Genomic DNA, 22,390 nt, shown 5'->3' on the forward strand with positions numbered 1-22,390 from the left:
CGACGGCCATCTAGGCTGAGTTCGTGAGCAATCCGTTTCTGACGCCCAGCCTGCTGCCCTACGCGTTCCCGCCGTTCGCCGACATCACCGACGAGCACTTCGAGCCGGCCTTCGAACTTGGGATGCGTGAGCAGCTCGAGGAGCTCGCCGCGATCACCGACACGGCGGCGCCGGCCACCTTCGCCAACACGCTCGAGCCGTTGGAACGCAGCGGGCAGATCCTCGCGCGCGTCTCGCACGTCTTCTTCCACCTCAGCTCGTCGCATTCCAGCGACTTCACCAACGCGCTCGAAGAGAAGCTCGCTCCGAAGCTCGCCGAGCACCACGACGCGATCATGCTCGACCACGCGCTCTACACGCGGATCACGGCGGTGCACGAGAGCGACGAGTCGCTCACCGACGAGCAGCGCTATCTGGTCGAGCGCTGGCACGTCGAGATGACGCAGGCCGGTGCAGGCCTCGACGAGGAGGCCAAGTCTCGTCTGCGCGAACTCAACCAGAAGATCTCGACGCTGACGACGCGGTTCGAGAAGTCGCTGCTCGCCGACACCAACGACCTCGCCGTCCACCTCGACTCCGAGAGCGAGCTCGACGGCCTCTCCTCGGGCGAGATCTCCGCCGCGGCCGAAGCGGCCAAGTCACGCGGGCTCGACGGCTACCTGCTCACCCTCATCCTGCCGACCGGCCAGCCCGCGCTCTCCGACCTCACGAACGCCGACGTGCGCGCTCGCCTGCTCGAGGCATCCCGCTCGCGCGGCACGCGCGGCGGCGAGCACGACACGCGTGAGCTGGTGCTCGAGATCGTTCGGCTGCGCGCTGAGCGCGCCGTGCTGCTCGGCTTCGAGAATCACGCCGCCGCGGTGACGGCCGACGAGACGGCGGGAACGCCCGAGGCTGTCGCCGAGATGCTCGGCCGACTGGCTCCGGCCGCCGCCCGCAACGCCGCCGCCGAGCATGCCGCGCTCGAGCGCCAGGCCGGCGGCGAGGTCGGCGCCGCCGACTGGGCGTACTGGACCGAGAAGGAGCGACAAGAGCGCTACGACGTCGACACCGCCGCACTGCGGCCGTGGTTCGAAGCCGAGCGCGTGCTGCAGGACGGGGTGTTCTACGCCGCCACCCGGCTGTACGGCATCACCTTCCACGAGCGTCGCGACCTGGTGAACTACCACCCCGACGCCCGGATCTTCGAGGTCAAGAACGAGGACGCCTCCCCCGTCGGCCTGTACGTCCTCGACCTGTACACGCGCGACAGCAAGCGCGGCGGCGCCTGGATGAACTCGCTCGTCTCGCAGAACTCGCTGCTCGGGCAGCCGGTCGTGGTGACCAACAACCTCAACGTGCCCAAGCCCGCCGCGGGCGAGCCCACGCTGCTCACCTTCGACGAGGTCGCGACGCTGTTCCACGAGTTCGGGCACGCGCTGCACGGCCTGTTCGCCCGCGTCACCTACCCCAAGCTGGCGGGCACCAACGTCTACCGCGACTTCGTCGAGTACCCGAGCCAGGTCAACGAGATGTGGATGCTCTGGCCCGAGGTGCTGAACAACTACGCCAAGCACTATGAAACCGGTGAGCCGATCGACCCCGCGATCGTGGAGCGGCTGCACGCCTCGGAGCAGTTCAACGAGGGCTTCTCGACGAGCGAGTACCTGGCCGCGGCGATGCTCGACCAGGCCTGGCACACACTGACGCCCGACGAGGCCGCCGCCGTCACCGATGTCACCGAGTTCGAGGCGAAGGCCCTCGCGGCGGCCGGACTCGACCACCCGGCGATCCCGCCGCGCTACTCGAGCACCTACTTCGCCCACATCTTCGCCGGCGGCTACGACGCCGGCTACTACTCGTACATCTGGAGCGAGGTGCTCGACGCCGACACCGTCGCCTGGTTCCACGAGAACGACGGGCTCACCCGCGCCAACGGCGAGACGTTCCGCCGGCTCGTGCTCGGCGTCGGAGGTTCGAAGGACCCGCTCGAGGCGTACCGGGAGTTCCGGGGCCGCGACGCCGTCATCGAACCCCTGCTCGAACGCCGCGGCCTCGGAGAGGCCTAGCTCGCGAAGACCTCCGCGAGCGACGGCCAGTCGGCGGCGCGCACGTAGACGGGAAGCTCGTCGATCGGCGTGACCCGGTCGAGCAGCTGACCGCCCGACACGGCGGCGCCGGTGAAGGCATCCACCCAGTCCCCCGCCGGCAGGAAGACGCGCGCGACCTCGGTTCCCTCGTCGACGACCGGCGCGACCAGGATCGAGTCGCCGAGCATCCACTGCAGCGGGTGCGCCCACGCCTCCTCGTCGTTCGGAAGGTCGAAGTACAGCGGCCGCATGAGCGGCTCACGGGACTCGACGGCGCGTCGCGCCTCCGCGGTCAGGTACGGCACCAGCTTCTCGCGCAGCTTCGCAAACCGACGGAAGACCGGAATCACCTGGTCGTCGCCGGTCAGTTCGGCGATGTTCCACGGCGTGCGGTCGCGCGACGGGGTGCGGTGGTGGTTGAACTCGGAGTGGTACTGCATGATCGGCACGAACGCGGCGGCCGCCGTCGAGCGCAGGTACAGCTCCGCGGTCGGGATGTCGCCGCTGAAGCCGGCGAGGTCCCAGCCCCAGTAGACGATGCCACTGGAGGCGGCATTGAGACCGGCGAACAGCGACCAGCGAAACGCCTCCCACGTGGAGTTCTCGTCGCCCGCCCAGAATGCGCCGTGCGCCTGGCTGCCGCTGAAGCCGGCGCGGCTGAAGGTGACCGGCGCCTTGCCGTTGCGGCGAAGCAGGTCGCCGTAGGCCTTGGCGTAGTGCACCGGGAAGGTGTTGTTCTTCTCGTCGCCGAACCGGCCGTCACGGTAGACCAGCTCACGACCCCAGGCGTGCTCGCCGCCGTCGGTCTTGAACCCGTCGACGCCAATCTCCTCGACCAGGTAGCGGCGCTTCTCGGTCCACCACCGCGCGGCACGATCGTCGGTGAGATCGGGCATGAGCCCGAGCGGGAACCACCAGCCGCGGTTGCGGTACGGGCGCAGCGATCCGTCCGGCGCCGGCTCCTGAATGAGCACACCGTCGCGGATCGCCGCCTCGGCGTCGGCCTTCAGCTGCCCCGCCGGATGCGGACGCATCTTGAGCAGCGGGATCTGCCAGAGGTGCAGGCGGATGTCGCGGCAGTGCAGCTCGTCGGTCATCCCCTTCGGGTCCGGCCAGGCGCCGTCCTCCGGGAACTCGAAGTCGGACAGTCGCTTCGGCTGGGCGCCGTCGACGATCTCCGACGTCGCATCGCGCCAGGTGGTGAACGTGCTCTCGTCGCTCCAGGCCTCGATGACGACCGAGCCGACCGGGATGTCGTGGTCGCGGTGCGCATCCATCTGGCGCATCACCTCGGCCTGCGTGTTCCACTCGTTGCCGCTGGCCCAGAGCCGGAACACCCAGGAGGGCAGCTCCTCCGCCTGGCCGACCTCGGCCAAAAACTCCGCCAGCACCTCACGGGGCGAGCCGTCGTAGAACGCGATCTCGAGGCTGCCGGCTGCATCGGTCTCGGCCTCGATCCACAGCAGGTTCTCGTCGCGGGCGCCGACATCGAACCAGACGCGACGACTGGTGCGCACGTGGAAACCCCAGCCGCTTCCGCCGACGACGTGCGCGAACGGCATCGGAAGGTACGTCTTCCGCTCGGCGCCCTGGCTCTTGTACTGCTCGAAGACGACGGAATCGAGTTCGGTGCCGCGCTGGTTGAGCGCGTCGTAGCGTTCGCCGAAACCGGCGACCCGCTCACCGGGCGCCAGCGGGATGGCGAAGCGGATGCGGTGCACCTGAGACCCGTCGCCGAGCGAGCGCGCAGACCCCTCGACCACCCGCGGCGTGCCGACCTGCTGAAGCCCGGGGGCGCCGTCGATCCAGCCGCTCACGGTGGTCTCGAACCAGCGGGTCCGCTGGTCGGGAGCCACGAAGCGGTAGCGCAGCGTCTCGCCGACCCGCAGATCGTTGAGCTCGGCGTTCCAGCCGCCGCTGGCGCGCGCGAGACGCGCCTGCGCGGACGCCAGGTGGCCGCCGTCGACGACCTGCCCGCGGTCGCGGCGGGTCACCGGGGCCAGCGGCATCACCGAGGGCGCTCCGCCGTCGCGCACGAGTTCGAGGTCGACGCGGGTGACCCCGGGCGAGCTGCGCACACCCAGGTTGAGGGTCTCCCCCGCGACCGGGTCGACGGGGTGGCGCTGGTCGGTGTCGACCGAGTACGGGTGACCGGAGCCGAAGGGGCGGTGACGGATCATGATTCGATGACTCCGAGTTCGAGGGCGAGACGAAGGTACATGGCGTAGGACCAGAGCAGCGGGTCAGCGCTCGTTCCCCAGCGTTCGATCCACTCGGCGACGAAGGACGCGTCGAGCAGATGATCGGCGACCTGCTCCGGCATGGTGCCGCTCTCGCGGACGGTTGCGGCCGACCAGCGCAGGAGCTCCAGGGCGCGGTCGCGGTTGCCCGCGCGAAGCGCGGCGAGCCCCTGGAAGCAGCTGAGCAGCGGCCATTGGCCGCCGCCGTAGTAGGTGTCGGCGAGGAACCGGTGCATGCCTCCGTCGACCACGAGCTTCCGATCCAGCTCGGCGAGCGTGGATGCGCCGAGCGGCGACGCCGCGTCGATCAGCCCGAGCGGCGCGATGAGCGAGGCGAGGCTCGCATCCACGGTGTCGCTGCCGAGCCACTTGATGAGGTGCCCCTCGCGCACGCCGTGGGTGCGGATGAAGTCCTCGACCGCGACGGCCGAGTCGGACGCCTGAGCCGAATGCGCGGAGTCGAGCGTCGGGAACGCGGCAACGGCGCGGAAGCCGGCCGCGATGCAGCCGAGAGTCGACACGTGAACGCGTTCGACGTGCTCCTCCCACCAGTCGTAGCAGGGGCGCTGCCAGGAGCTGACGAGGTAGTCGATGGTGAGCTCGACGGCCGGAAGCCAGGGGCTCGGGTCGAGGTCGTGGCGCCGCACATGCTCGGCGAGCGCCCACAGCCACAGTCCGTAGCCGTCGAGCTGGAAGTCCCACCAGTCGTCGTCGCCCTCACGACCGTCGAGGGTGAACCGCGTCGGGAGCATGTCGCTGTCGGCGACGGGGGTGCCCGCCGCCGCGGCTGCGACGATGCGGCGCACGTCGTCGGCTCGGTCGGTCAGCATGCGCGCGCACCAATCGAAGAAGGCGGACGCCGACGCCGCCTCGCCCGCGGCCGACATCGCGTCGGCGATGAAGGCGCCATCGCGGAACCAGGAGTAGCCGCGATAGGCGGAGAAGGTGGGGCTCGCGGGGTAGGCGCCGCTCGCATCCTGCAGAGAGAGGATCAGAGCGCGTCCCTGCTCGGCGATCGCAGCCAGGTGGGCGCGATCGGCGAGAGCCGGGGCGTTGGTCATGACGAGGGGATCCTTTGGATCAGGTGGGCGGTCGAACGGGTGAATCGGTGGTGCGGGGTGCGCCGGTCGAGTATCCGCCCCGGGCGGCGGCTGTGCCGGTCGAGTATCCGCCCCGGGCGGCGTATCGAGACCTGTCTGCGGTCTCGATACGCCGCTGCGCGGCTACTCGACCAGCGAACTGCTAGCCGCCGATGACGGCGTTGATGCGCTCCTCGGCGCTCGCGAGGGCTTCCTCAACCGACTTGCGGCCGGCCTGCGCCTCGATGAGCTCCTCGCCGAGGATGTCCTGCATCTCGGCCTGGCCGTTGGCAACGACCGGGGGCAGCGCGATGCCATCGAGCGAGTCGAACACGGCCTGACGGTTCGCCGGCGCGCCCTTCTCGAGGTAGGTGGCGAGCTTCGCGTCGTCCGAGATGGGCGGGAGCTCCCAGCCCGAGTCGAGGCGGATGTCAACCATCGTGTCCGAGGAGGTCATGAACTCGACCCACTTCGCCGCGGCCTCGACGTTCTCCGAGTTCGCGCTGACGCCGATCGCGTTCGAGAAGACCGCGCTGGCCTGCTGGGTGTTGCCCGGCTCGACCGCGATGTCCCACTCGAAGGTCACGTCGGCGAGGGCGCCGAAGATCCAGATGCCGCTGTGCAGCATGCCGAGCTTCCCCTCCTTGAAGAGGTTGGTGTCGAAGTCGGCCGTGCCCTGGCCCTGCTCGATGGTCGGCATCACGGTGCCGCTCTTGTTCACGAGCCACTCGGCCGCCTCGATGCCCTCGGGCGTGTTGAACGCGACCGCGGTGCCGTCGGCGTTCAGGAACTCGCCGCCGTTCTGCGCGAGAGCCTTGTAGTACTCGTAGAAGCTGACCGGCTGGTGGTCGCCCCAGATGCCGGCGTCCTGGTCGGTGATCGCCTCAGCGGCGGCCTTCTCGTCGGCCCAGGTCCAGTCCTGCGTCGGGTAGTCGAGGCCGTTCGCGTCGAAGAGCTCCTTGTTGAAGTAGAGCACGACGTCCGAGAACGAGCTCGGCAGCGCGTACTGCACGCCGTCGGTCGCGTAGGCCTCGAGCAGCGACTCCTTGTAGGCGCCCGGGTTGGCGACCTCGATCGGCGCGAGAACGCCGTTCGCCTGGTACTGCGCGTAGTTCGAGTACTCGATGTCGAAGACGTCGCTCTCGGTGCCGGCGGCCAGGTCGGTCTGCAGCGCGGTGCCGTAGTCGCCGTAGGGCAGCGTGGTGACCTCGACGGTGATGTTCGGGTTCTCGGCCTCGAACGCGTCGACGATCGCCTGCAGGTTGTCTTCGTTTCCGCCGTTGGAAATGAAGTTGGTGTACGTGATGGTCACGGGACCGCTGTCGGCGGCCGCGGTGCATCCCGCCAGGGTCAATGCCGCGACGCCGGCGAGGCCGACTGCGGTCATCAGATTGCGCTTCATGGTGTGCCTATCTCCTTCGATGGGGTTTGGTGCGAGGGTGTGGGCGACCGAACTCACTTGAGTCCGGAGCTTGCGACGCCCTGAATGACGTACTTCTGGGCGAACAGATAGAGGGCGAGCATGGGGAGCACGCTGATGACCGATCCGGCCATCACGATGTCCCACTGCGTCGTGTACTGCCCCTGCAGCCCGGCGAGCGCCACCGGGAGGGTGTGCAGCTCGGGCGAGCGCAGGACAACGAGCGGCCAGAGGAAGTTGTTCCAACTGCCCATGAACGCGAACACGGTGAGGGTCGCGAGCGCGGGACGGATGTTCGGCAGGATCACCGAGAAGAAGATCCGGAAATGTCCGGCGCCATCGAGCGTCGCGGCCTCATCGAGCTCACGCGGAACCTGGTGGACGGCCTGCCGCAGCAGGAAGATGCCGAAGGCGCTCGCGAAGGTCGGCAGCAGCGCGCCCAGGTAGGTGTTGATCAGGCCGAACGCCTTCAGCTCGACGAAGAGCGGAACGATCAGCACCTGCAGCGGGATCATCATCGTCGCGAGGTACACGGCGAACACGATGCCGCGTCCCCGGAACGGCAGACGACTGAAGGCGTACGCCGCGGTGGCGCTGGTGAACAGCTGCACCAGCGTCGTGACGGTGGCCAGTCCGATGCTGTTGAGGGCGACCCGAGCGAACGGGCGCTCCTCGAACAGCTGGCGGTAGGCATCCAGCGACGGGTCGGCCGGGATCAGCGCCGGGGCGACGGTGAGGCCCGCCCCCGGCGTGATCGAGGTGATGATCGTCCACAGGAACGGGAAGAACATCGCGATCGCGCCGAGGATGACGACGACGTGCAGGACGATCAGTCCCGTCAGCCCGGGCCGCATGCCGAGGCGGGGTCGCGCTCGAGCCGTGGTGCGCTCAGCCATACGTCACCCACCTCCTCTGACCAATGATTTGAATGACCGTGACTCCGAGGACCACGGCGAACAGCATCCAGCTGAGGGCGGATGCCTCCCCCGCAGCCCCGTAGCGGAACGTCAGGTCGTAGATCTGCTGCACCACGACCTGGGTGGCCCCACCGGGGCCGCCGCCGGTCATCGCGTACACCTGGTCGAAGACCTGGAATCCGTTGATGAGCGAGATCACGATGACGAAGAAGGTGCTCGGGCTCAGCAGCGGCAGCACCACGCTGAACAGTCGGCGCCACCAGCCGGCCCCGTCGACGCGGGCGGCGTCGAGCAGTTCGGTGTTGATCGCCTGAAGCCCCGCGAGCAGGATCACCATGACGAAGCCGAGGTCCTTCCAGGCCGAGGCGATGATGATCGAGGGCATCGCCCAGGCGGGATCGGTCCACCAGCCGGGGCCGTCGATGCCGAACCACGCGAGCGCCGTGTTCACCACGCCGGTGCTCGGGTTGAGTAGCCAGCGCCAGACCAGGGCGACGACGATCCAGCTCGTGACGACGGGCAGGAAGTAGATGCCGCGCAGGAACGACCGGCCCTTGAGGCCCGCGTTGAGGGCGAGCGCCAGGGCGAGTCCGCCGATGTAGACGAGCGGGAGATAGCCGACGATGTAGTAGATCGTGTGCAGGAACACCTCGGCCGTCTCGGGGTCGTTCCAGAGGCTGACGTAGTTGTCGAAGCCGACGAACGTGGCGGGCGAGAGCAGGTTCCACTCGGTGAGGCTGACCCAGGCGGCTCCCACCATCGGCCCGAGCACGAACAGTGTCAACGGGATCGCGCTCGGAAGCATGAACGCCAGCACGGTGAGGGCGTACTTCACGCGGCGGCTGCGCCGAGACGATCCGGCGATCGACGGTCGGGGCGCCTCGGTGGCCGGCGGCAGCGCCGTCGCTCCGGTTGCGCGCAGACTCACGAGTCCGCGCCTTGCTCGGTGACCTGGATGGCGCTGCCGGCGACGAGCCGGTCGCGCACCAGTTGTCCCTGGTCTCCCGAGACGCCGTCGGCGTCGAACGGCGTGGCCAGCACGAGCGCCGCGGCGCCCTGCGCCCAGCTCGCGTCCTGCCAGGTCTCGACGGCCACGCCGACGCCGCGGCGCGCGGGCAGCAGGCTCGCACGGAAGGCGGGCTCGAAGCCGTACGACCAGTGCGGCCACGACACGGTGCCCTCCCCGAGGAGGATGACGATCTCGGGGTCGAGGGTGTGCACGAGACCGGCGAGCGTGCGGCCGAGCAGGTGACCGGCCTCGCTGAAGATCGCCGTCGCCCCCGCGTCGCCCGCGTCGGCGGCCGTGCGCAGCGCGGCGATGCCGGCGCTCGCGGAGATCACACCGCGTTCGCGCGCGATGCGCACGAGGGCGGCCTCGCCGATGAGTGATTCGAGGCAGCCGTGGTTGCCGCACATGCAGCGCGGGCCGTTCTCGAGCACGGGGGTGTGCCCGATCTCGCCCGCGCCGCCGGCGGCACCGCGAAGTACGACCCCGTCGACCACGATCCCGGCGCCCACTCCGGTTCCGATCGTGACGACGAGGAAGCTGTTGTGACGGCGTCCGACGCCGTAGAGACGCTCGGCCATGGCGAGCGCGTTGACATTGTTCTCGACGATGATCGGCAGGCCGAGCTCGCGCTGCAGCGCCTCGCCGAGCGGGACGCGGTTCCAGCCGAGCTGCGGCGAGTCGACGACGCCGTTGCCTTGGCGGTCAACGGAGCCGGGGACGCCGACGCCCACGCCGAGCAGGCGCGTCGATCCGCCCGAGATGAAGTGCTTGAGCAGGCGCGCCAGGTCGGCAAGCACCGTCGTCGCCGCCGCATCGAACGGCTCGCTCGCCGAGCGCTGCACCGAACCGTCGAGTCCGACCTCGACGAAGGCGACGTGGTCGGCGACCACCTTCACGCCGATGACGCGGTCACCGGTCGCGGCGAGGCCGAGCATCCGGGCCGGCCGGCCGCCCTGCGACGGCGAGTTCTCGAGTTCGACGATGAGACCGTCAGCGAGAAGGTCCTTGGTGAGCTGCGTCATCAGCGCCGGCGAGACCCCGAGCGAACGCGCGAGATCGGCGCGCGATGCGGGTCCCTGCGCCCCCAACTGGGCCAGGATCGCAGAGCGATTCACATCGGTGCGTGCGCTCGGTCGGTTCGCCATCGAATCTCCTTGGTACAGCCCTTTATTTAGGACTAAATAAACCATAGAAGGAAGAACGTGGGCGTGTCAACCACTCCGCACGTCGAGACCGGCGGCCGGGAGCGCCCAGGGCGAGCACACACGCGCAGCCACGACCGCGCCGCCGAGCGGCACCGGTTGGCTGACTCCAGTCAGAGACCTTCTCGGGGCGAGAGCCCGCGATCGAGCGCGTCGCGCGCGGCGGACTCGACGCTCACGCCTCGCGCGCTCGCGTCGGCCGTGAGGCGCGAAGCGAGTTCCGGAGTGAGCGGGATGGTCACGCTCGAGCTCCCGGCGCCGAGTGCCTCGTTCGTGTCGGCACGCGGCGATGTGCGCGCCCGCAGAATGAGCGCGACGATCGGCAGGGCGATCGTGCCGAGCGCATCCACGATGCCGACGACGCCAAGCGCGCGCCAGTAGGCCGAGCCCTCGTCGCCGGGAATGTCGCCGTCGGTGAAGATCGTCAGCCACAGCATGACGACGACGGTCGCGACGGCGATCAGGGTGACGCCGAGCCCGAGACGAATGAGCACGTTGCGCTGACGAGCGAGCAGAAGCAGCAGGTTGGCCTGCGCGAGACTCGCGGCCAGAATCGCGGAGGCCAGCAGAGCCTTGACGAGCGTGTCGCCGTCGACGAGCTCATCCCAATCGGTCCAGATCAGCAGGAACGCGCTCACCGCGGCGAACAGGCTCGCCGCGATGCCGACGAACCCGACCACGCGCACCGCGCGCGCCACGATCGCCAGGTGGCACAGCGAGGTCGTCCCGAAGGCGGCGACCGTCAGTGTTGAGAGGATGACCCGGCCTTGCAGCTCGCCGAAGTCGCCGCTGACCAGCGCGATGATCCCGATCGCGGCCGCGATGACGAGCGACACCACCACGGCGATGATCGCCGCGCGCCGCGCGCCGCGCACGACTCCGGGTGTTGCGTCCTCCTCGACGACCATGCGCTCATGCTACGCCGCCCCCCCTCCCCCGCCCCAGTGACGAAATGCAGGAGATTTTCGACGCATCCCCCGCGTTCGCCACGAGTCGGCACCGCAGCGGCCGCGCATCTCCTGCATTTCGTGACAGGAGGAGGCGCGCGGCCGGCGGCGGTGCGGGTGCTCCGAACGGGGCCGAGACGGACCCGAGAACTCGTCATGTGAATTTGTAACACGCAAGAAACACGGTGACTGTGAATTTGTAACACCGGCACCCCAGGATGAACACACTCACACCCAGCACCACACCGACCGGGGGTCCGATGGATCGCGACAGTATCGAGCGCACACTGCGCCGCATCGGGCTCCCGGTCGCGGCGGCGGTCGTCGCGCTCGCCATCGGCGGCATTCTCGTCGCCACACTCGGCCAGTCGCCGTTTGCGGCCGCGCAGACCGTCATCCAGGCCGGGTTCAGCTGCGACCCCGGCTACTGCAACGTCGGCGGAAGCCTCACCCTCGCCGCGCCGATCATCCTCACCGCGCTCGGCGCCGTCGTCGCGCTCCGCACCGGGCTCTTCAGCATCGGCCAGGAGGGCCAGTACGCCCTCGGCGGTCTCGCCGCGGCCGTCGTCGGCTACGGCATCCTGCTCCCCGCCGGCATCCACCCGATCGTCTGCCTCGCGGCCGCCGGCGCCGTCGGAGCGATCTGGGGCGTGATCCCCGCGATCCTCAAGATCTACCTCGGCGTCAACGAACTCATCATCACGATCGTCCTCAACGCGATCGCCGGACTCCTCGTCGACTTCCTCGTCAACTACCCCTTGCGCGCCGAGGCATCCACGGTCGGCTACACGCACGTCGTCGCCGAGACCGCTCGCCTGCCCCTGTTCGACATCTCGACCAAGTTCGGCGTCTCGTTCATTATCGCGATCGTGGCCGTGATCGGCGTCTGGTTCTTCCTCAGCCGCACGACCGCCGGCTACGAGCAGCGGATGTCCGGTGAGGCGACGCTCTTCGCTCGCTACTCCGGCATGTCGAGCACCGGCAGCGTGCTCCGCGCCGGTCTGCTCGGCGGCGCGCTTGCCGGCATCGGCGGCGGCGTCCAGGTGCTCGGCGTCAACTACCGCGTCATCGAGGGCTTCTCCGACGGCACCGGGTTCACCGGCCTCACCGCCGCGATTCTCGGCGGCACCACCGCCATCGGCGCCGCGATCGCGGGCGTGCTGTACGCCGGCATCACCGTCGGCGCCGTCAACGGGCTCCAGATCGTGCTGGGTGTGCCCCGCGAGATCGGATCCACGGTCCTCGCGCTCATGATCGTCCTGATCGCCGTGCAGGCACCGCTGCTGACCCGACTCGAGCGCTGGATCGATCGACGCCGAGCGAACCGAAGACACGATGCCGCCGTCGAGCTGAGCGCAGAAAAGGGGACCGCATGAACGTCGTCGCCGACTTCCTGAACAGCGGCATCCGCCTGACGACCCCGATCCTGTTCGCCGCCATCGCCTCGCTGATCAGCGCACGCGCGGGCGTGCTGAACCTCGGAATCGAATCCAAGGTGCTCGCCGGGGCGTTCGTGGGGATCCTGGTCGCCGCCACCACGGGCGACAACAACCTCGGGATCCTTGCCGCCGCGGTCGCGGGTGCACTCATCGGGCTCCTGATGGCCGCCGCGCACCGCATCGGCGTCGACCTGGTGATCCTGGCCATCGGCCTCAACATCCTGGTGTTGCAGCTCACGGTCTTCCTGATGCGGTCGTACCTCGGCGGCGTCGGCATCTACTCCCCTGACGTCGAGCGCATCGACGAGGTCGAGGTGCCGTTCCTCACGGACCTGCCGTTCGTCGGTCAGCTCCTCGACCGGCTCAACCCGTTGGTGTATCTCGCGTTCACGCTGGCGATCCTGCTCGGCATGTACTTCCGCACCCGCAGCGGCCGACACCTGCTCGCGGTCGGCGAGGCGCCGATCGCGGCCGCCGCCGCCGGACTGAACGTCGGACGGACGCAGATGCTCGCCCTCGTCACGGCGGGTGCGATCGCGGGAATCGGCGGCGCCTTCCTCTCGGTCGGCGATCTCGGGATCTTCACCCGCAACATGAGCGCCGACCGCGGCTGGATCGGCATCACCGCCGCGCTGCTGGCGCTCAACCGCCCGGCGTTCATCGTCCCAGCCGCGGCCGTATTCGGCTTCGCGAGCGCGGCGAGCATCCGCCTCCAGGCCTTCGATGTGCCCCCGAATCTCACCCAGTTCATCCCGCAGGGCGCCGCCTTCGTCGCGCTCGTGCTGGTTGGTCTCCGCGCCCAGTCGCGCGGGAACGTCGCTCGATTGTGGCGACAAAGCAGCCGGATTCGCCTCCGGTCGCGCAGCTCCACTCGCACCGCCCAGAAGTCCGAAAACACACCCACCTAGGAGACCCATGCGCCCCTCGAAGATCGCCGTCGCAGCTGTTGCTGCGGCGTCGCTGACCCTGCTGGCCGGCTGTTCGGCCGACACCACGACCGCGGAAGCCGAAGACACCTTCAGCTACGCGCTGATCACGCCCGGCTCCGCCGGTGACGGCGGATTCATCGACTCGGCGGTCGCCGGTGCGACTCTCGCCGAGACCGAGCTCGGCGTGACCGGGCGCGTCGTCGAAGCCGAGTCGGTCGCGCAGCAGGAGGGCGTCATCCGCTCGACTGTCGCCACCCAGCCCGACATCATCCTCGCGCCCGGTCTCGACCCCGACTCGCTGCTCGCGGTCGCTCTCGAGAACCCGGACCAGCTCTTCGGCGTGCCGAGCGACATCTTCGTGTCGGAGCTGCCGGACAACGTGCAGGCCTACGCGATCAACGTGCACGAGTCGAGCTTCCTCGGCGGCTACATCGCCGGAAGCATGACCACCACCCAGAAGGTCGGTGCCGTGCTCGGTCTCGACAACCCGGGGCTGAACCAGTTCTACTACGGCTACAAGCAGGGTGTGCTCGCGGCGTGCCCCGACTGCACCGTCACCCCGAGCTACCTGAACGGTGAGTTCAGCGACCCGACCGTCGGCCAGGAGGCCGCGCTCGCGCTCTACCAGGCCGGCAACGACATCGTGTACGCGGTGGCGGGCCTCAGCGGCCAGGGCGTGTTCAGCGCCGCCGAGCAGGAGGGCGCCTTCGCGATCGGCGTCGACTCGAACCAGGATGGGGACGCCCCCGGAACGGTCATCGTATCGGTCATGAAGCGCGTCGACATGACGACCTACAACCTCATCAAGTCGACCCTCGCCGGCGAGTTCGAATCGGGCTTCGTCGCGGCGGGCCTCGCCGACGGCGTCACCGGCCTCTCGTGGGCCGACGGCTCCACCGTGTTCCAGGAGCAGGGCCCGGCCGACATGGCCGCGCTCGTCGCCGGACTGATGGAGGAGGTCGCGGCTCTCGAAGCGCAGATCCTGGCCGGCGAGATCGCCGTCTGCGACGCGCTCAACGACCCGACGAGCGACGCCTGCGTCGCGCTCGGCGTCTCCAGCTGATCGCCACCCGGTAAGCAAGAACCACAGAAAGAGATCCCATGACTCCCACCTCGGGCGAGACGCCCCGACTCGAGATCCGCGGCCTGCGCAAGTACTTCGCAGCTTCCGGCGTGCTCGCCGTCGACGACGTCTCGCTCGAGGTCGGAGCGGGGGAAGTCGTCGCGCTGATCGGTGAGAACGGAACCGGCAAGACGACGCTCATGAACCTCCTCTTCGGCGTGCACCAGCCCGACGCCGGCGAGGTCTACATCGACGGCGTTCGCGCCGACATCTCCAGCCAGCAGGATGCCATCTCCCACGGGCTCGGAATGGTGCACCAGCACTTCGAGCTGGTGCCCTCCTTCACCGTCGCGCAGAACGTGCTGCTCGGCCGCGAGCCCGCCCGCCGCGGCTTCTACGACGATGCGGCCGCCGAACGGCAGGTCGCGGCGCTGATCGCCGACGCCAACCTCGACCTCGATCCGCGACGCCGAGTCGCCGACCTGCCGGTCGGAGCCCAGCAGCGCGTCGAGATCCTCAAGGCGTTGGCCGCGGATGCACAGCTGCTCATCCTGGACGAGCCGACCGCCGTACTGACGCCCGCCGAAGCGGATGACCTGGTCGCGATGGTGCGCCAGCTCGCCGCGACCGGCCGCTCGGTCGTGTTCATCTCCCACAAGCTTCCCGAAGTCCAGGCCGTCGCCGACCGCATCGTCGTCATGCGACGTGGTCGCGTCGTCGGCGATGTGCCGCGCGGCGGCGCTACCGACTCGGAGCTCGCCCGCCTGATGGTCGGTCGCGACGTCCTCCTCACCGCCGAGCCCGGCACCGGCTCGGCGGGCGAGACCCTGCTCGAGGTCGAGGGTGCGATGGCGGATCCGAGCGCCGACGGCAGCACCGGTCTCTCCGATGTGGCGCTCGCCGTCCGCGCCGGCGAGATCGTCGGAATCGCGGGCGTCAGCGGCAACGGCCAGGACGAGCTCGTCGAGGCGGTCGCCGGACTGCGCAAACTCGAAGCTGGCCGGGTCTCCATCGCGGGCACCGACCTGACCGGATCCTCCCCCGCCGCCATGCGCGCGGCGGGTGTCGCCCACATTGCGGCCGATCGCATGCACGTGGGCCTCAACCTGCAGGCGACGCTGGAGGAGAACGCGGTTTCGACCTCGTTCCGCAGTCGTCGCTTCAGCCGTGCGGGAATCATTCGCCGTCGCGCCCGGCGCCGCTTCGCCGAACAGGTGATCGCCGACTACGAGGTGCGCGGCGCCGCCCCGGCGCGCGTCGTCGAGTCGCTGTCCGGCGGCAACCTGCAGAAGATCGTCATCGGGCGCGAGCTGTCGGGCGACCCCCGCGTCGTGCTCGCGAATCAGCCGACCCGCGGTCTCGACGTCGGCAGCATCGAATTCGTGCACAAGGCGCTGTCGAACGCGCGATCGGAGGGCAGCGCCGTGCTGCTCGTCTCCGCGGAGCTCGACGAGGTGCTCGCCCTCTCGGACCGCATTGCCGTGATGTACGACGGGAAGCTGCTGGGGCCCTTTGACCGATCCGAGGTGGATCGCGACCGGATTGGCCAGCTCATGGCTGGCGGAGTGGAGAAGACGCCGTGACCGAGCTCATCGTCGCCGACCAGGTCTACCTCAACGACGACGCCGGAACGGTGCTCTCTCCCGGCGTCATCGAGGTCATCGATGGCGTCATCCACTCGGTCTCCCCCGTCACCGGCCCCCGCCCGAGCGGCGAAGGGGTGACCGATCTCGGCGCGAGCCTCGTGATGCCGGGACTCGTCAACGCGCACGCCCACACCCCGATGTCGCTCATCCGCGGCGTCGCCGAGGGCCACTCGCTGCTGACCATGGAGGGGTTCCTCGCAGTGCTCCGCACCCACGAGGAGCACCTCACGCCCGAGCTCGTCCCCGCCTCGGTCGCGGTCTCGTGCGCCGACATGATCCGGCACGGCACCACGTCCTTCGCCGACCAGTACTTCTTCGCCGACGAGATCGCCCCGACCGTGCAGCGTTCGGGACTCCGGGCCCGCATCGGCTGGGGAATCGTCGAACTCGGCGATGACACGGCCCGCGCCCGCGAACTCGCCGCCGCCGCCGCCTTCGCCGAGAGCATGGCGGGGGGCACGCGAGTCCAGGGCTGGGTCGGGCCGCACGCCTACTTCGTCGACAACACTCCGGAGGCGATGGAGGCCGAGCTCGCACTCGCGAAGCGCCTCGGCACCGGCCTGCACGTGCACTTCTCGACCTCGAGCGAGGAGGACGACTGGTGCATGGCCGAGTACGGCAAGCCCGCGCTCGAGGTGCTGCGCGAGACCGGCATGCTCGACGTGCCCACGATCCTGGCGCACTGCAACACGGTTCCCGTGGATCAGCTTCCGCTGCTGGCCGGCACCAAGGCCGCGCTCACGGTGATCCCGTCGGTCGCGATGATGAGCGGCGTGCCCGCTGCCCCGGTGCGCGAGGCACTCGACGCCGGGGTGCTCGTCGCCCTCGGCAGCGACAATGTGTGCAACAACACCAACACCGACCTGTTCGAGGAGATGCGCATCCTCGGCAAGCTCGCCGCGTTCGCCTCGCACACGCCCAACCAGGTGACGCCCCGCGAGATCCTGTCGATCGCGACGCGCGGCGGCCAGCGGGCCCTCGACGGTGGCGTCGATGATGGACAGCTCGTGGCGGGCGCGGTCGCCGACCTCATCGCCATCCCGCTCTCCGAGGTGTCCCGAGGACCCGTCGGCGCCCAGTCCGTGGAGGCCGCGATCGTCTACGGCACCTCCGGCGCCTCGGTCAGCCACTCGATGGTCGACGGGCAGTGGCTCATGACAGATCGTCAGGTGCGTACACTCGACGTCGCCGACGCGCTCTCGCAACAGCAGCGGGACTTCGACACCCTGGTGTCGAGGATGCGCGCGGGGTCTGCCGAGGAGGACAGCGCCTGATGGATGTCGCAGAACGCCGCACGCTCATTGAGGAGCGGGTGATCAAGACGGGAGAGGTCTCGTTCGGCGAACTCGCCGAGGCTTTCGACGTCTCCGAGATGACGGTGCGCCGCGACATCGAGGCCCTGCAGGCGCAGGGCATCGTGCGCCGCGTCTCCGGCGGCGCGATCTCGATCACCGGCACGGCGTTCGAGCCCAGCTACGGTTTGCGCGCCGGCCAGGCGACGGCCAGCAAGGACCACATCGGCGAGCAGATCGCGGCCCTCTTGAAGCCCGGCGAGACGGTCGTGCTCGACAGCGGCAGCACGGTCGCCTCGGTCGCGCGCGCGATCCGCGGGCGCGACCTGGGGCTGACCGTGGTCACCCCGAGCATCGCCGTGGCCACCACGCTCGCCGATGAGCCCGACACCCGGATCATCCTCACCGGCGGCACCGTCAGACCGGGCGAACTGAGCCTGATCGGCTCCGAGACCGAGCAGACCTTCGCGCGCTACAACTGCGACACCTTCGTCATCGGCGTCGCCGGCGTCGATGCGGAGCGCGGTCTGACCGAGTACCACCCGCAGGAGGCCAGCGTGAAGCGCGCCGCCCTCCACGCATCTCGGCGTGTGATCGTCGGGGCCGACTCCGCCAAGCTCGGCCGCGTGCACCTGGTGACCATCGCCCCGCTGTCCGACGTGACCGTGCTCGTCACCGACGGCGACCCCACAGATCCCGTCGTCACCGCCGCACGCGCGGCGGGAGCCGACGTTGTCCTCGTTCCGCCCAGCACCAATCCAGGAGACACCCCGTGACCCGTTTCGCCTCAATCTTCCCCGGCGTCGACAAGCCGCTCATCGCGATGGCGCACGTGCCCGCGCTGCCGGGTACGCCTCTCTACGACGAGAAGGCGGGCATCCAGGGTCTCGTCGACCAGGTGCGCAGCGATGTCGCGCTCCTCGTCGACGCCGGCTTCGACGCGGTCATGTTCTGCAACGAGAACGACCGTCCCTACGAACTGCACGCGGGCCCCGAATCCGCCGCCGTGATGGCCCGCGTCGTCACCGAGTGCCGCCCCGACTCGATCCCGTTCGGCGTGGACTTCCTCTGGGACTCGCGCATCGCCCTCGCTGCGGCCGTCGCCACCGGCGCGAGCTTCATCCGCGAGGTCGTCACCGGCGTCTGGGAGTCCGACATGGGACTGTGGACGACCGATGCTGCCCACACGCTGCGCGAGCGCCGCCGCCTGGACGCCCAGGATCTCGCGATCTTCATGAACATCACCCCCGAGTTCGCCTCCCCCATCGGGCGCCGCGACGCGGCGGAGACGGCGCGCTCCACGGTCGTCTCGAGCCTCGCCGACGCGATCCTCGTCTCCGGCCCGATGGCCGGCGCGGGCCCGTCGACCAGCACGCTCAAGGGCGTCCGCGACGCGGTCCCCTCGGACGTTCCCGTCCTCCTCAACACCGGCGCCCGCGCCGACACGATCGGCGAGATGCTGACGATCGCGGATGGGTGCATCGTCGGCTCCTCGCTCAAGCTCGACGGCCACACCTGGAACCCGGTCGACCCCGACCGCGCGCGCCGCTTCGTGGAGGCCGCCCGGTCGTGAGCGCGATCACCCTCGGGCTCGACATCGGCACGACCGGGGTGAAAGGCATCGCCCTCGACCTCGAGGGCGGCCTGCTCGCTCAGGTGACCCGCTCGAACGAACTGCACTCCCCGCACGCCGGATGGGCCGAAGCCGACCCGGCGCAGTGGATCTCGAACGCTCACGCCGTGCTCGCGGCCCTCGCCGCGCACCCCGCGGTGACGCCCGCGCGGGTGGTCGGCATCGCCACCACCGGAATGGTGCCCGCCGTCGTCGCTCTCGACTCCTCGGGCGCCCCGCTGCGCCGAGCGATCCTGCAGAACGATGCGCGCGCCACCGCCGAGGTCGTCGAGGCGGCGGCGCGGCTGGCCGAGCACGACGTCATCGCGCTCACCGGCTCCCCGGTCACCCAGCAGTCGGTCGGACCGACCGCGCTCTGGCTGGCACGGCACGAGCCCGAGATGTGGGCTGCCTGCCACGTGCTGGTCGGCTCGTACGACTTCGTCGCGATGGCGCTCGGCGCACGGCCGCACGTCGAGCGCAACTGGGCGATCGAGTCGGGCCTGTTCGACCTCGACGGCAGCCCGTTTGCTCCGGCGATCGCGGCGGCGAACCTCGGCGAGCGAGTGGCGCCGATCGCCTCACCGGGTGAGGTCGTCGGCGCGCTGAGCGCCGCCGCCGCCGGACTCACCGGCCTGCCCGCGGGCATCCCGATCGTGGTCGGCGGGGCCGATCACGTGCTCTCGGCCGTCGGCGCCGGGCTCTCGAAACAGGGCGACTGGCTCGTCAAGCTCGGCGGCGCCGGAGACATCCTCGCGGTCAGCACGGAGCCGATCACCGACGCGCGCTTCTACCTCGACGACCACCCGGTCGACGGCCTGTGGCTTCCGAACGGATGCATGGCCACGAGCGGCAGCCTCGTGCGCTGGGTGCAGGGCGTCCTGCGCGAGACCGACCTCGCCGCCCTCGATGCCGAGGCCGATCAGCGCAGCGCCGCCGAAGTGCTGTGCCTGCCGTACTTCCTCGGCGAGAAGTCGCCGCTGAACGACCCGGCCCTGCGCGGCGTGTTCGCCGGCATGCACCTCGGCCACGACCGCTTCGACCTGTACCGGGCTGCCCTGGAGGGCATCGCGTTCGGCTTCCGGCACAACGCCGACGTGCTCGCTGACCGCGGCATCCAGCTCACCGAGGCGACGGTGACGAACGGCGGCGCCACCTCGCTGTTCTGGAAGCGGATCCACGCGAGCGTGCTCGGCACTCCGCTGCGCACGGTGCAGCAGCACCCGGGAGCCTCGCTCGCCGCGGCCGTCGCCGCCGCGATCGGGGTCGGCGCGCTCTCCGACTGGTCGGAGATCGAGCGATTCGTGATCCCGGGCGACACCGTCGACCCGGAGCCCGGACTCGTGGAGCGCTACGACGAGGCCTACGCGCTCTGGCGCGAGCTGTCGGACGTCACCGCGACGACGATGCGGGCGCTGGCCCGGCGCTAGCCGGACCCCGACGCGAGAGCGTCAGGCCGACTTCTCGGCGCGACGCGGCGCGTGCGGGACGATCGTCGGCGCCGCATTGTCGATGACCGCGTCGCGGGTGACCACCACGCGCGCGACCTCCTCGCTGGAGGGCACCTCGAACATGATCGGCCCGAGCACCTCTTCGAGAATCGCCCGCAGACCGCGCGCACCCGTCTGACGCAGCACCGCGAGGTCGGCGATCGCCTCGAGCGCCTCGCGTTCGAACTCCAACTCGACATCGTCGAGTTCGAACATGCGCTGGTACTGCTTGACGAGCGCGTTCTTCGGCTCGGTGAGGATCTGCATCAGCGCGTGCTGATCGAGCGGCGACACCGTGGTGACGACGGGCAGACGACCGATGAACTCGGGGATCAACCCGAACTTGTGCAGGTCCTCCGGCAGCACCTCGCTGAAGATCTCCGCCTCGTCGCGCTTGGAGTGCAACGGCGCCCCGAAGCCGATCCCACGGCGTCCGACGCGCGCGGAGATGATCTCCTCGAGCCCCGCGAAGGCGCCCGCGACGATGAACAGCACGTTCGTCGTGTCGATCTGGATGAATTCCTGATGCGGGTGCTTGCGGCCGCCCTGCGGGGGAACCGAGGCGGTCGTGCCCTCGAGGATCTTCAGCAGCGCCTGCTGCACGCCCTCCCCCGAGACGTCGCGCGTGATGGAGGGGTTCTCCGCCTTGCGGGCGATCTTGTCGACCTCGTCGATGTAGATGATGCCGGTCTCCGCGCGCTTGACGTCGTAGTCGGCGGCTTGGATGAGCTTGAGCAGGATGTTCTCGACGTCTTCGCCGACGTAGCCCGCCTCGGTGAGCGCCGTCGCATCCGCCACCGCGAACGGAACGTTGAGGCGCTTGGCGAGGGTCTGCGCGAGGTAGGTCTTGCCGCATCCGGTCGGACCGATCAGCAGGATGTTGCTCTTCTGGATGTCGATGTCGTCGATGAGCGTGTCGGCCGACGCGATCGTCGACCGGGCCCGGATGCGCTTGTAGTGGTTGTAGACCGCGACGCTCAGGGCACGCTTCGCCGGCTCCTGCCCGATGACGTACTCCTCGAGGAACGAGAAGATCTCCTTCGGCTTCGGCAGATCGAACTCGCTCGTCGCCTCTTCGCCGGCCTCGGCGAGTCGCTCCTCGATGATCTCGTTGCAGAGCTCGACGCACTCGTCGCAGATGTAGACGCCCGGTCCCGCAATGAGCTGCTGGACCTGCTTCTGGCTTTTCCCGCAGAAGGAGCACTTGAGCAGGTCGGCACTCTCGCCGATGCGCGCCATCTTGACTCCTCCCAATGAGCGTGTCTTGAGCCTAACCCGATCCTGCGATGCTGGCCTGTCCCACGCCCGTTTTCGGCTCGGCGCGCCGTCATTCGCCGTCATCGTGCCGGATAGGCTGGAGGCGATCGCCATGACGACTGCGCCCCCCGATACGACTGCCCGACAGCGCGTCCGCGCGCGCCGCGTCGGACATGCGGTGGTCGTCGCGGGCCTGTCGACACTGATCGCGGCCGTGGCGCACGCGACCGCGGGCGGCGGCTGGCCGAACGTCGTCACCCTCATCGCGGCCCTCGTGCTGTCGACGTTCCTCACCACCCCGGTGGTCGGCACCCGGATGCGCGGCTGGCGCGTCGCCGCCGCCGTCGCGGTCGACCAGTTCGTCTTCCACGTGCTCTTCGCGACCGTCGGCGCCGCCACCGCGCTCCCCGGTGCCAGCCACGCGCATCACGACCCGGTGCTGACCTTCGCGCTCGGGGCCGAGTCCTCGGCTGTCGGTCTCGGCATGGGCGCGCATCACGTGATCGCAGCCCTTGCGAGCTTCGGTCTGCTGCGCGGCGGGTGGGCCCTCATCCTCGCCGCCCTGTCGGCGGGTGCCGAGCTCCTGATCCGCGCGTTCCGCACGTCGCCGTCGGTGGCACCGCGCGCTCGCGCCCCTCGCCTGGTGAGCGCGCCGTCGCTGCCGTCGCCGCTCGCGATCCTGCGCCATCGGCTGCAGCGGCGCGGTCCTCCGGTTCTCGTCGCGCTCGGCTAGTCCCGAGCACACGCTTCCCTTGTTTCTGGCCGGTGACCTGAGTTCC

At 69.6% G+C, this 22,390-nt stretch carries 18 protein-coding genes; 10 read left to right on the forward strand and 8 right to left on the reverse strand.

Annotated features, from left to right (window positions below):
• The first annotated feature begins 23 nt into the window (after positions 1 to 23).
• Positions 24 to 2,048 (forward strand): M3 family metallopeptidase, encoded by a 2,025-nt coding sequence (locus ACR3ZA_RS03025; protein WP_473660022.1) that lies wholly within the window; start codon positions 24 to 26, stop codon positions 2,046 to 2,048.
• On the opposite strand, the gene ACR3ZA_RS03030 is transcribed toward ACR3ZA_RS03025, so the two are convergent.
• The 7 genes from ACR3ZA_RS03030 to ACR3ZA_RS03060 form a co-directional block, all read right to left on the reverse strand.
• Complete coding sequence (locus ACR3ZA_RS03030) at positions 2,045 to 4,249, reverse strand: TIM-barrel domain-containing protein (protein ID WP_473660024.1); 2,205 nt, start codon at positions 4,247 to 4,249, stop codon at positions 2,045 to 2,047. The genes ACR3ZA_RS03025 and ACR3ZA_RS03030 overlap by 4 nt on opposite strands.
• Positions 4,246 to 5,370: a glycoside hydrolase family 15 protein gene (locus tag ACR3ZA_RS03035; protein ID WP_473660026.1), complete on the reverse strand. Its 1,125-nt coding sequence runs from the start codon at positions 5,368 to 5,370 to the stop codon at positions 4,246 to 4,248. The genes ACR3ZA_RS03030 and ACR3ZA_RS03035 overlap by 4 nt, the downstream gene beginning before the upstream one ends.
• 181 nt (positions 5,371 to 5,551) lie before the next feature.
• Positions 5,552 to 6,790: an extracellular solute-binding protein gene (locus tag ACR3ZA_RS03040; protein WP_473660028.1), complete on the reverse strand. Its 1,239-nt coding sequence runs from the start codon at positions 6,788 to 6,790 to the stop codon at positions 5,552 to 5,554.
• A gap of 53 nt (positions 6,791 to 6,843) precedes the next feature.
• The gene (locus ACR3ZA_RS03045) at positions 6,844 to 7,704 is read right to left on the reverse strand and encodes an ABC transporter permease subunit (protein WP_473660030.1); all 861 of its coding nucleotides are present in this window, start codon (positions 7,702 to 7,704) and stop codon (positions 6,844 to 6,846) included.
• Positions 7,697 to 8,653, reverse strand: coding sequence for an ABC transporter permease subunit (locus tag ACR3ZA_RS03050; protein WP_473660032.1), 957 nt, complete (start codon positions 8,651 to 8,653; stop codon positions 7,697 to 7,699). Before ACR3ZA_RS03050 ends, ACR3ZA_RS03045 begins: the two co-directional genes overlap by 8 nt.
• Positions 8,650 to 9,879 (reverse strand): ROK family protein, encoded by a 1,230-nt coding sequence (locus tag ACR3ZA_RS03055; RefSeq protein WP_473660034.1) that lies wholly within the window; start codon positions 9,877 to 9,879, stop codon positions 8,650 to 8,652. Before ACR3ZA_RS03055 ends, ACR3ZA_RS03050 begins: the two co-directional genes overlap by 4 nt.
• A gap of 170 nt (positions 9,880 to 10,049) precedes the next feature.
• The gene (locus ACR3ZA_RS03060; protein WP_473660036.1) at positions 10,050 to 10,844 is read right to left on the reverse strand and encodes a hypothetical protein; all 795 of its coding nucleotides are present in this window, start codon (positions 10,842 to 10,844) and stop codon (positions 10,050 to 10,052) included.
• Positions 10,845 to 11,143: 299 nt separating this feature from the next.
• Here ACR3ZA_RS03060 and ACR3ZA_RS03065 point away from each other — a divergent pair, with 299 nt between their 5' ends.
• From ACR3ZA_RS03065 to ACR3ZA_RS03100, 8 genes are read left to right on the forward strand one after another with little or no spacing between them, the layout of a single operon-like run.
• Positions 11,144 to 12,259: an ABC transporter permease subunit gene (locus tag ACR3ZA_RS03065; RefSeq protein WP_473660038.1), complete on the forward strand. Its 1,116-nt coding sequence runs from the start codon at positions 11,144 to 11,146 to the stop codon at positions 12,257 to 12,259.
• Positions 12,256 to 13,230 carry an ABC transporter permease subunit gene (locus tag ACR3ZA_RS03070; RefSeq protein WP_473660040.1) on the forward strand — a complete coding sequence of 325 codons (975 nt, stop codon included), beginning with the start codon at positions 12,256 to 12,258 and terminating at the stop codon, positions 13,228 to 13,230. The genes ACR3ZA_RS03065 and ACR3ZA_RS03070 overlap by 4 nt, the downstream gene beginning before the upstream one ends.
• 7 nt (positions 13,231 to 13,237) lie before the next feature.
• Complete coding sequence (locus tag ACR3ZA_RS03075) at positions 13,238 to 14,314, forward strand: BMP family ABC transporter substrate-binding protein (RefSeq protein WP_473660042.1); 1,077 nt, start codon at positions 13,238 to 13,240, stop codon at positions 14,312 to 14,314.
• 38 nt (positions 14,315 to 14,352) lie between these two features.
• Positions 14,353 to 15,897, forward strand: coding sequence for an ATP-binding cassette domain-containing protein (locus ACR3ZA_RS03080; protein ID WP_473660044.1), 1,545 nt, complete (start codon positions 14,353 to 14,355; stop codon positions 15,895 to 15,897).
• Complete coding sequence (locus ACR3ZA_RS03085; RefSeq protein ID WP_473660046.1) at positions 15,894 to 17,234, forward strand: amidohydrolase family protein; 1,341 nt, start codon at positions 15,894 to 15,896, stop codon at positions 17,232 to 17,234. The genes ACR3ZA_RS03080 and ACR3ZA_RS03085 overlap by 4 nt, the downstream gene beginning before the upstream one ends.
• Positions 17,234 to 18,028: a DeoR family transcriptional regulator gene (locus tag ACR3ZA_RS03090; RefSeq protein ID WP_473660048.1), complete on the forward strand. Its 795-nt coding sequence runs from the start codon at positions 17,234 to 17,236 to the stop codon at positions 18,026 to 18,028. Before ACR3ZA_RS03085 ends, ACR3ZA_RS03090 begins: the two co-directional genes overlap by 1 nt.
• Positions 18,025 to 18,825, forward strand: coding sequence for a BtpA/SgcQ family protein (locus ACR3ZA_RS03095; RefSeq protein WP_473660050.1), 801 nt, complete (start codon positions 18,025 to 18,027; stop codon positions 18,823 to 18,825). The genes ACR3ZA_RS03090 and ACR3ZA_RS03095 overlap by 4 nt, the downstream gene beginning before the upstream one ends.
• On the forward strand, positions 18,822 to 20,294 hold the full coding sequence (locus tag ACR3ZA_RS03100) for an FGGY family carbohydrate kinase (protein WP_473660052.1): 1,473 nt from the start codon (positions 18,822 to 18,824) through the stop codon (positions 20,292 to 20,294). The genes ACR3ZA_RS03095 and ACR3ZA_RS03100 overlap by 4 nt, the downstream gene beginning before the upstream one ends.
• Positions 20,295 to 20,315: 21 nt before the next feature.
• Here ACR3ZA_RS03100 and clpX read toward each other — a convergent pair whose 3' ends face one another.
• A complete protein-coding gene (gene clpX, locus ACR3ZA_RS03105) occupies positions 20,316 to 21,593 on the reverse strand; it encodes an ATP-dependent Clp protease ATP-binding subunit ClpX (RefSeq protein WP_473660054.1) in 1,278 nt (425 codons plus the stop codon).
• 130 nt (positions 21,594 to 21,723) lie between these two features.
• Here clpX and ACR3ZA_RS03110 point away from each other — a divergent pair, with 130 nt between their 5' ends.
• Positions 21,724 to 22,344: a hypothetical protein gene (locus tag ACR3ZA_RS03110; RefSeq protein ID WP_473660056.1), complete on the forward strand. Its 621-nt coding sequence runs from the start codon at positions 21,724 to 21,726 to the stop codon at positions 22,342 to 22,344.
• Positions 22,345 to 22,390: the final 46 nt, after the last annotated feature.

The organism is Herbiconiux sp. J20-20, from assembly GCF_057365085.1.

What these genes read in the sequence shown, in the direction of transcription:
- ACR3ZA_RS03030 (WP_473660024.1), bottom strand. Translation starts at nt 4,249, where the DNA reads ATGATCCGTCACCGCCCCTTCGGCTCCGGTCACCCGTACTCGGTCGAC.
- ACR3ZA_RS03035 (WP_473660026.1), bottom strand. Translation starts at nt 5,370, where the DNA reads ATGACCAACGCCCCGGCTCTCGCCGATCGCGCCCACCTGGCTGCGATC.
- ACR3ZA_RS03040 (WP_473660028.1), bottom strand. Translation starts at nt 6,790, where the DNA reads ATGAAGCGCAATCTGATGACCGCAGTCGGCCTCGCCGGCGTCGCGGCA.
- ACR3ZA_RS03045 (WP_473660030.1), bottom strand. Translation starts at nt 7,704, where the DNA reads ATGGCTGAGCGCACCACGGCTCGAGCGCGACCCCGCCTCGGCATGCGG.
- ACR3ZA_RS03055 (WP_473660034.1), bottom strand. Translation starts at nt 9,879, where the DNA reads ATGGCGAACCGACCGAGCGCACGCACCGATGTGAATCGCTCTGCGATC.
- ACR3ZA_RS03060 (WP_473660036.1), bottom strand. Translation starts at nt 10,844, where the DNA reads ATGGTCGTCGAGGAGGACGCAACACCCGGAGTCGTGCGCGGCGCGCGG.
- ACR3ZA_RS03065 (WP_473660038.1), top strand. Translation starts at nt 11,144, where the DNA reads ATGGATCGCGACAGTATCGAGCGCACACTGCGCCGCATCGGGCTCCCG.
- ACR3ZA_RS03070 (WP_473660040.1), top strand. Translation starts at nt 12,256, where the DNA reads ATGAACGTCGTCGCCGACTTCCTGAACAGCGGCATCCGCCTGACGACC.
- ACR3ZA_RS03075 (WP_473660042.1), top strand. Translation starts at nt 13,238, where the DNA reads ATGCGCCCCTCGAAGATCGCCGTCGCAGCTGTTGCTGCGGCGTCGCTG.
- ACR3ZA_RS03080 (WP_473660044.1), top strand. Translation starts at nt 14,353, where the DNA reads ATGACTCCCACCTCGGGCGAGACGCCCCGACTCGAGATCCGCGGCCTG.
- ACR3ZA_RS03090 (WP_473660048.1), top strand. Translation starts at nt 17,234, where the DNA reads ATGGATGTCGCAGAACGCCGCACGCTCATTGAGGAGCGGGTGATCAAG.
- clpX (WP_473660054.1), bottom strand. Translation starts at nt 21,593, where the DNA reads ATGGCGCGCATCGGCGAGAGTGCCGACCTGCTCAAGTGCTCCTTCTGC.
- ACR3ZA_RS03110 (WP_473660056.1), top strand. Translation starts at nt 21,724, where the DNA reads ATGACGACTGCGCCCCCCGATACGACTGCCCGACAGCGCGTCCGCGCG.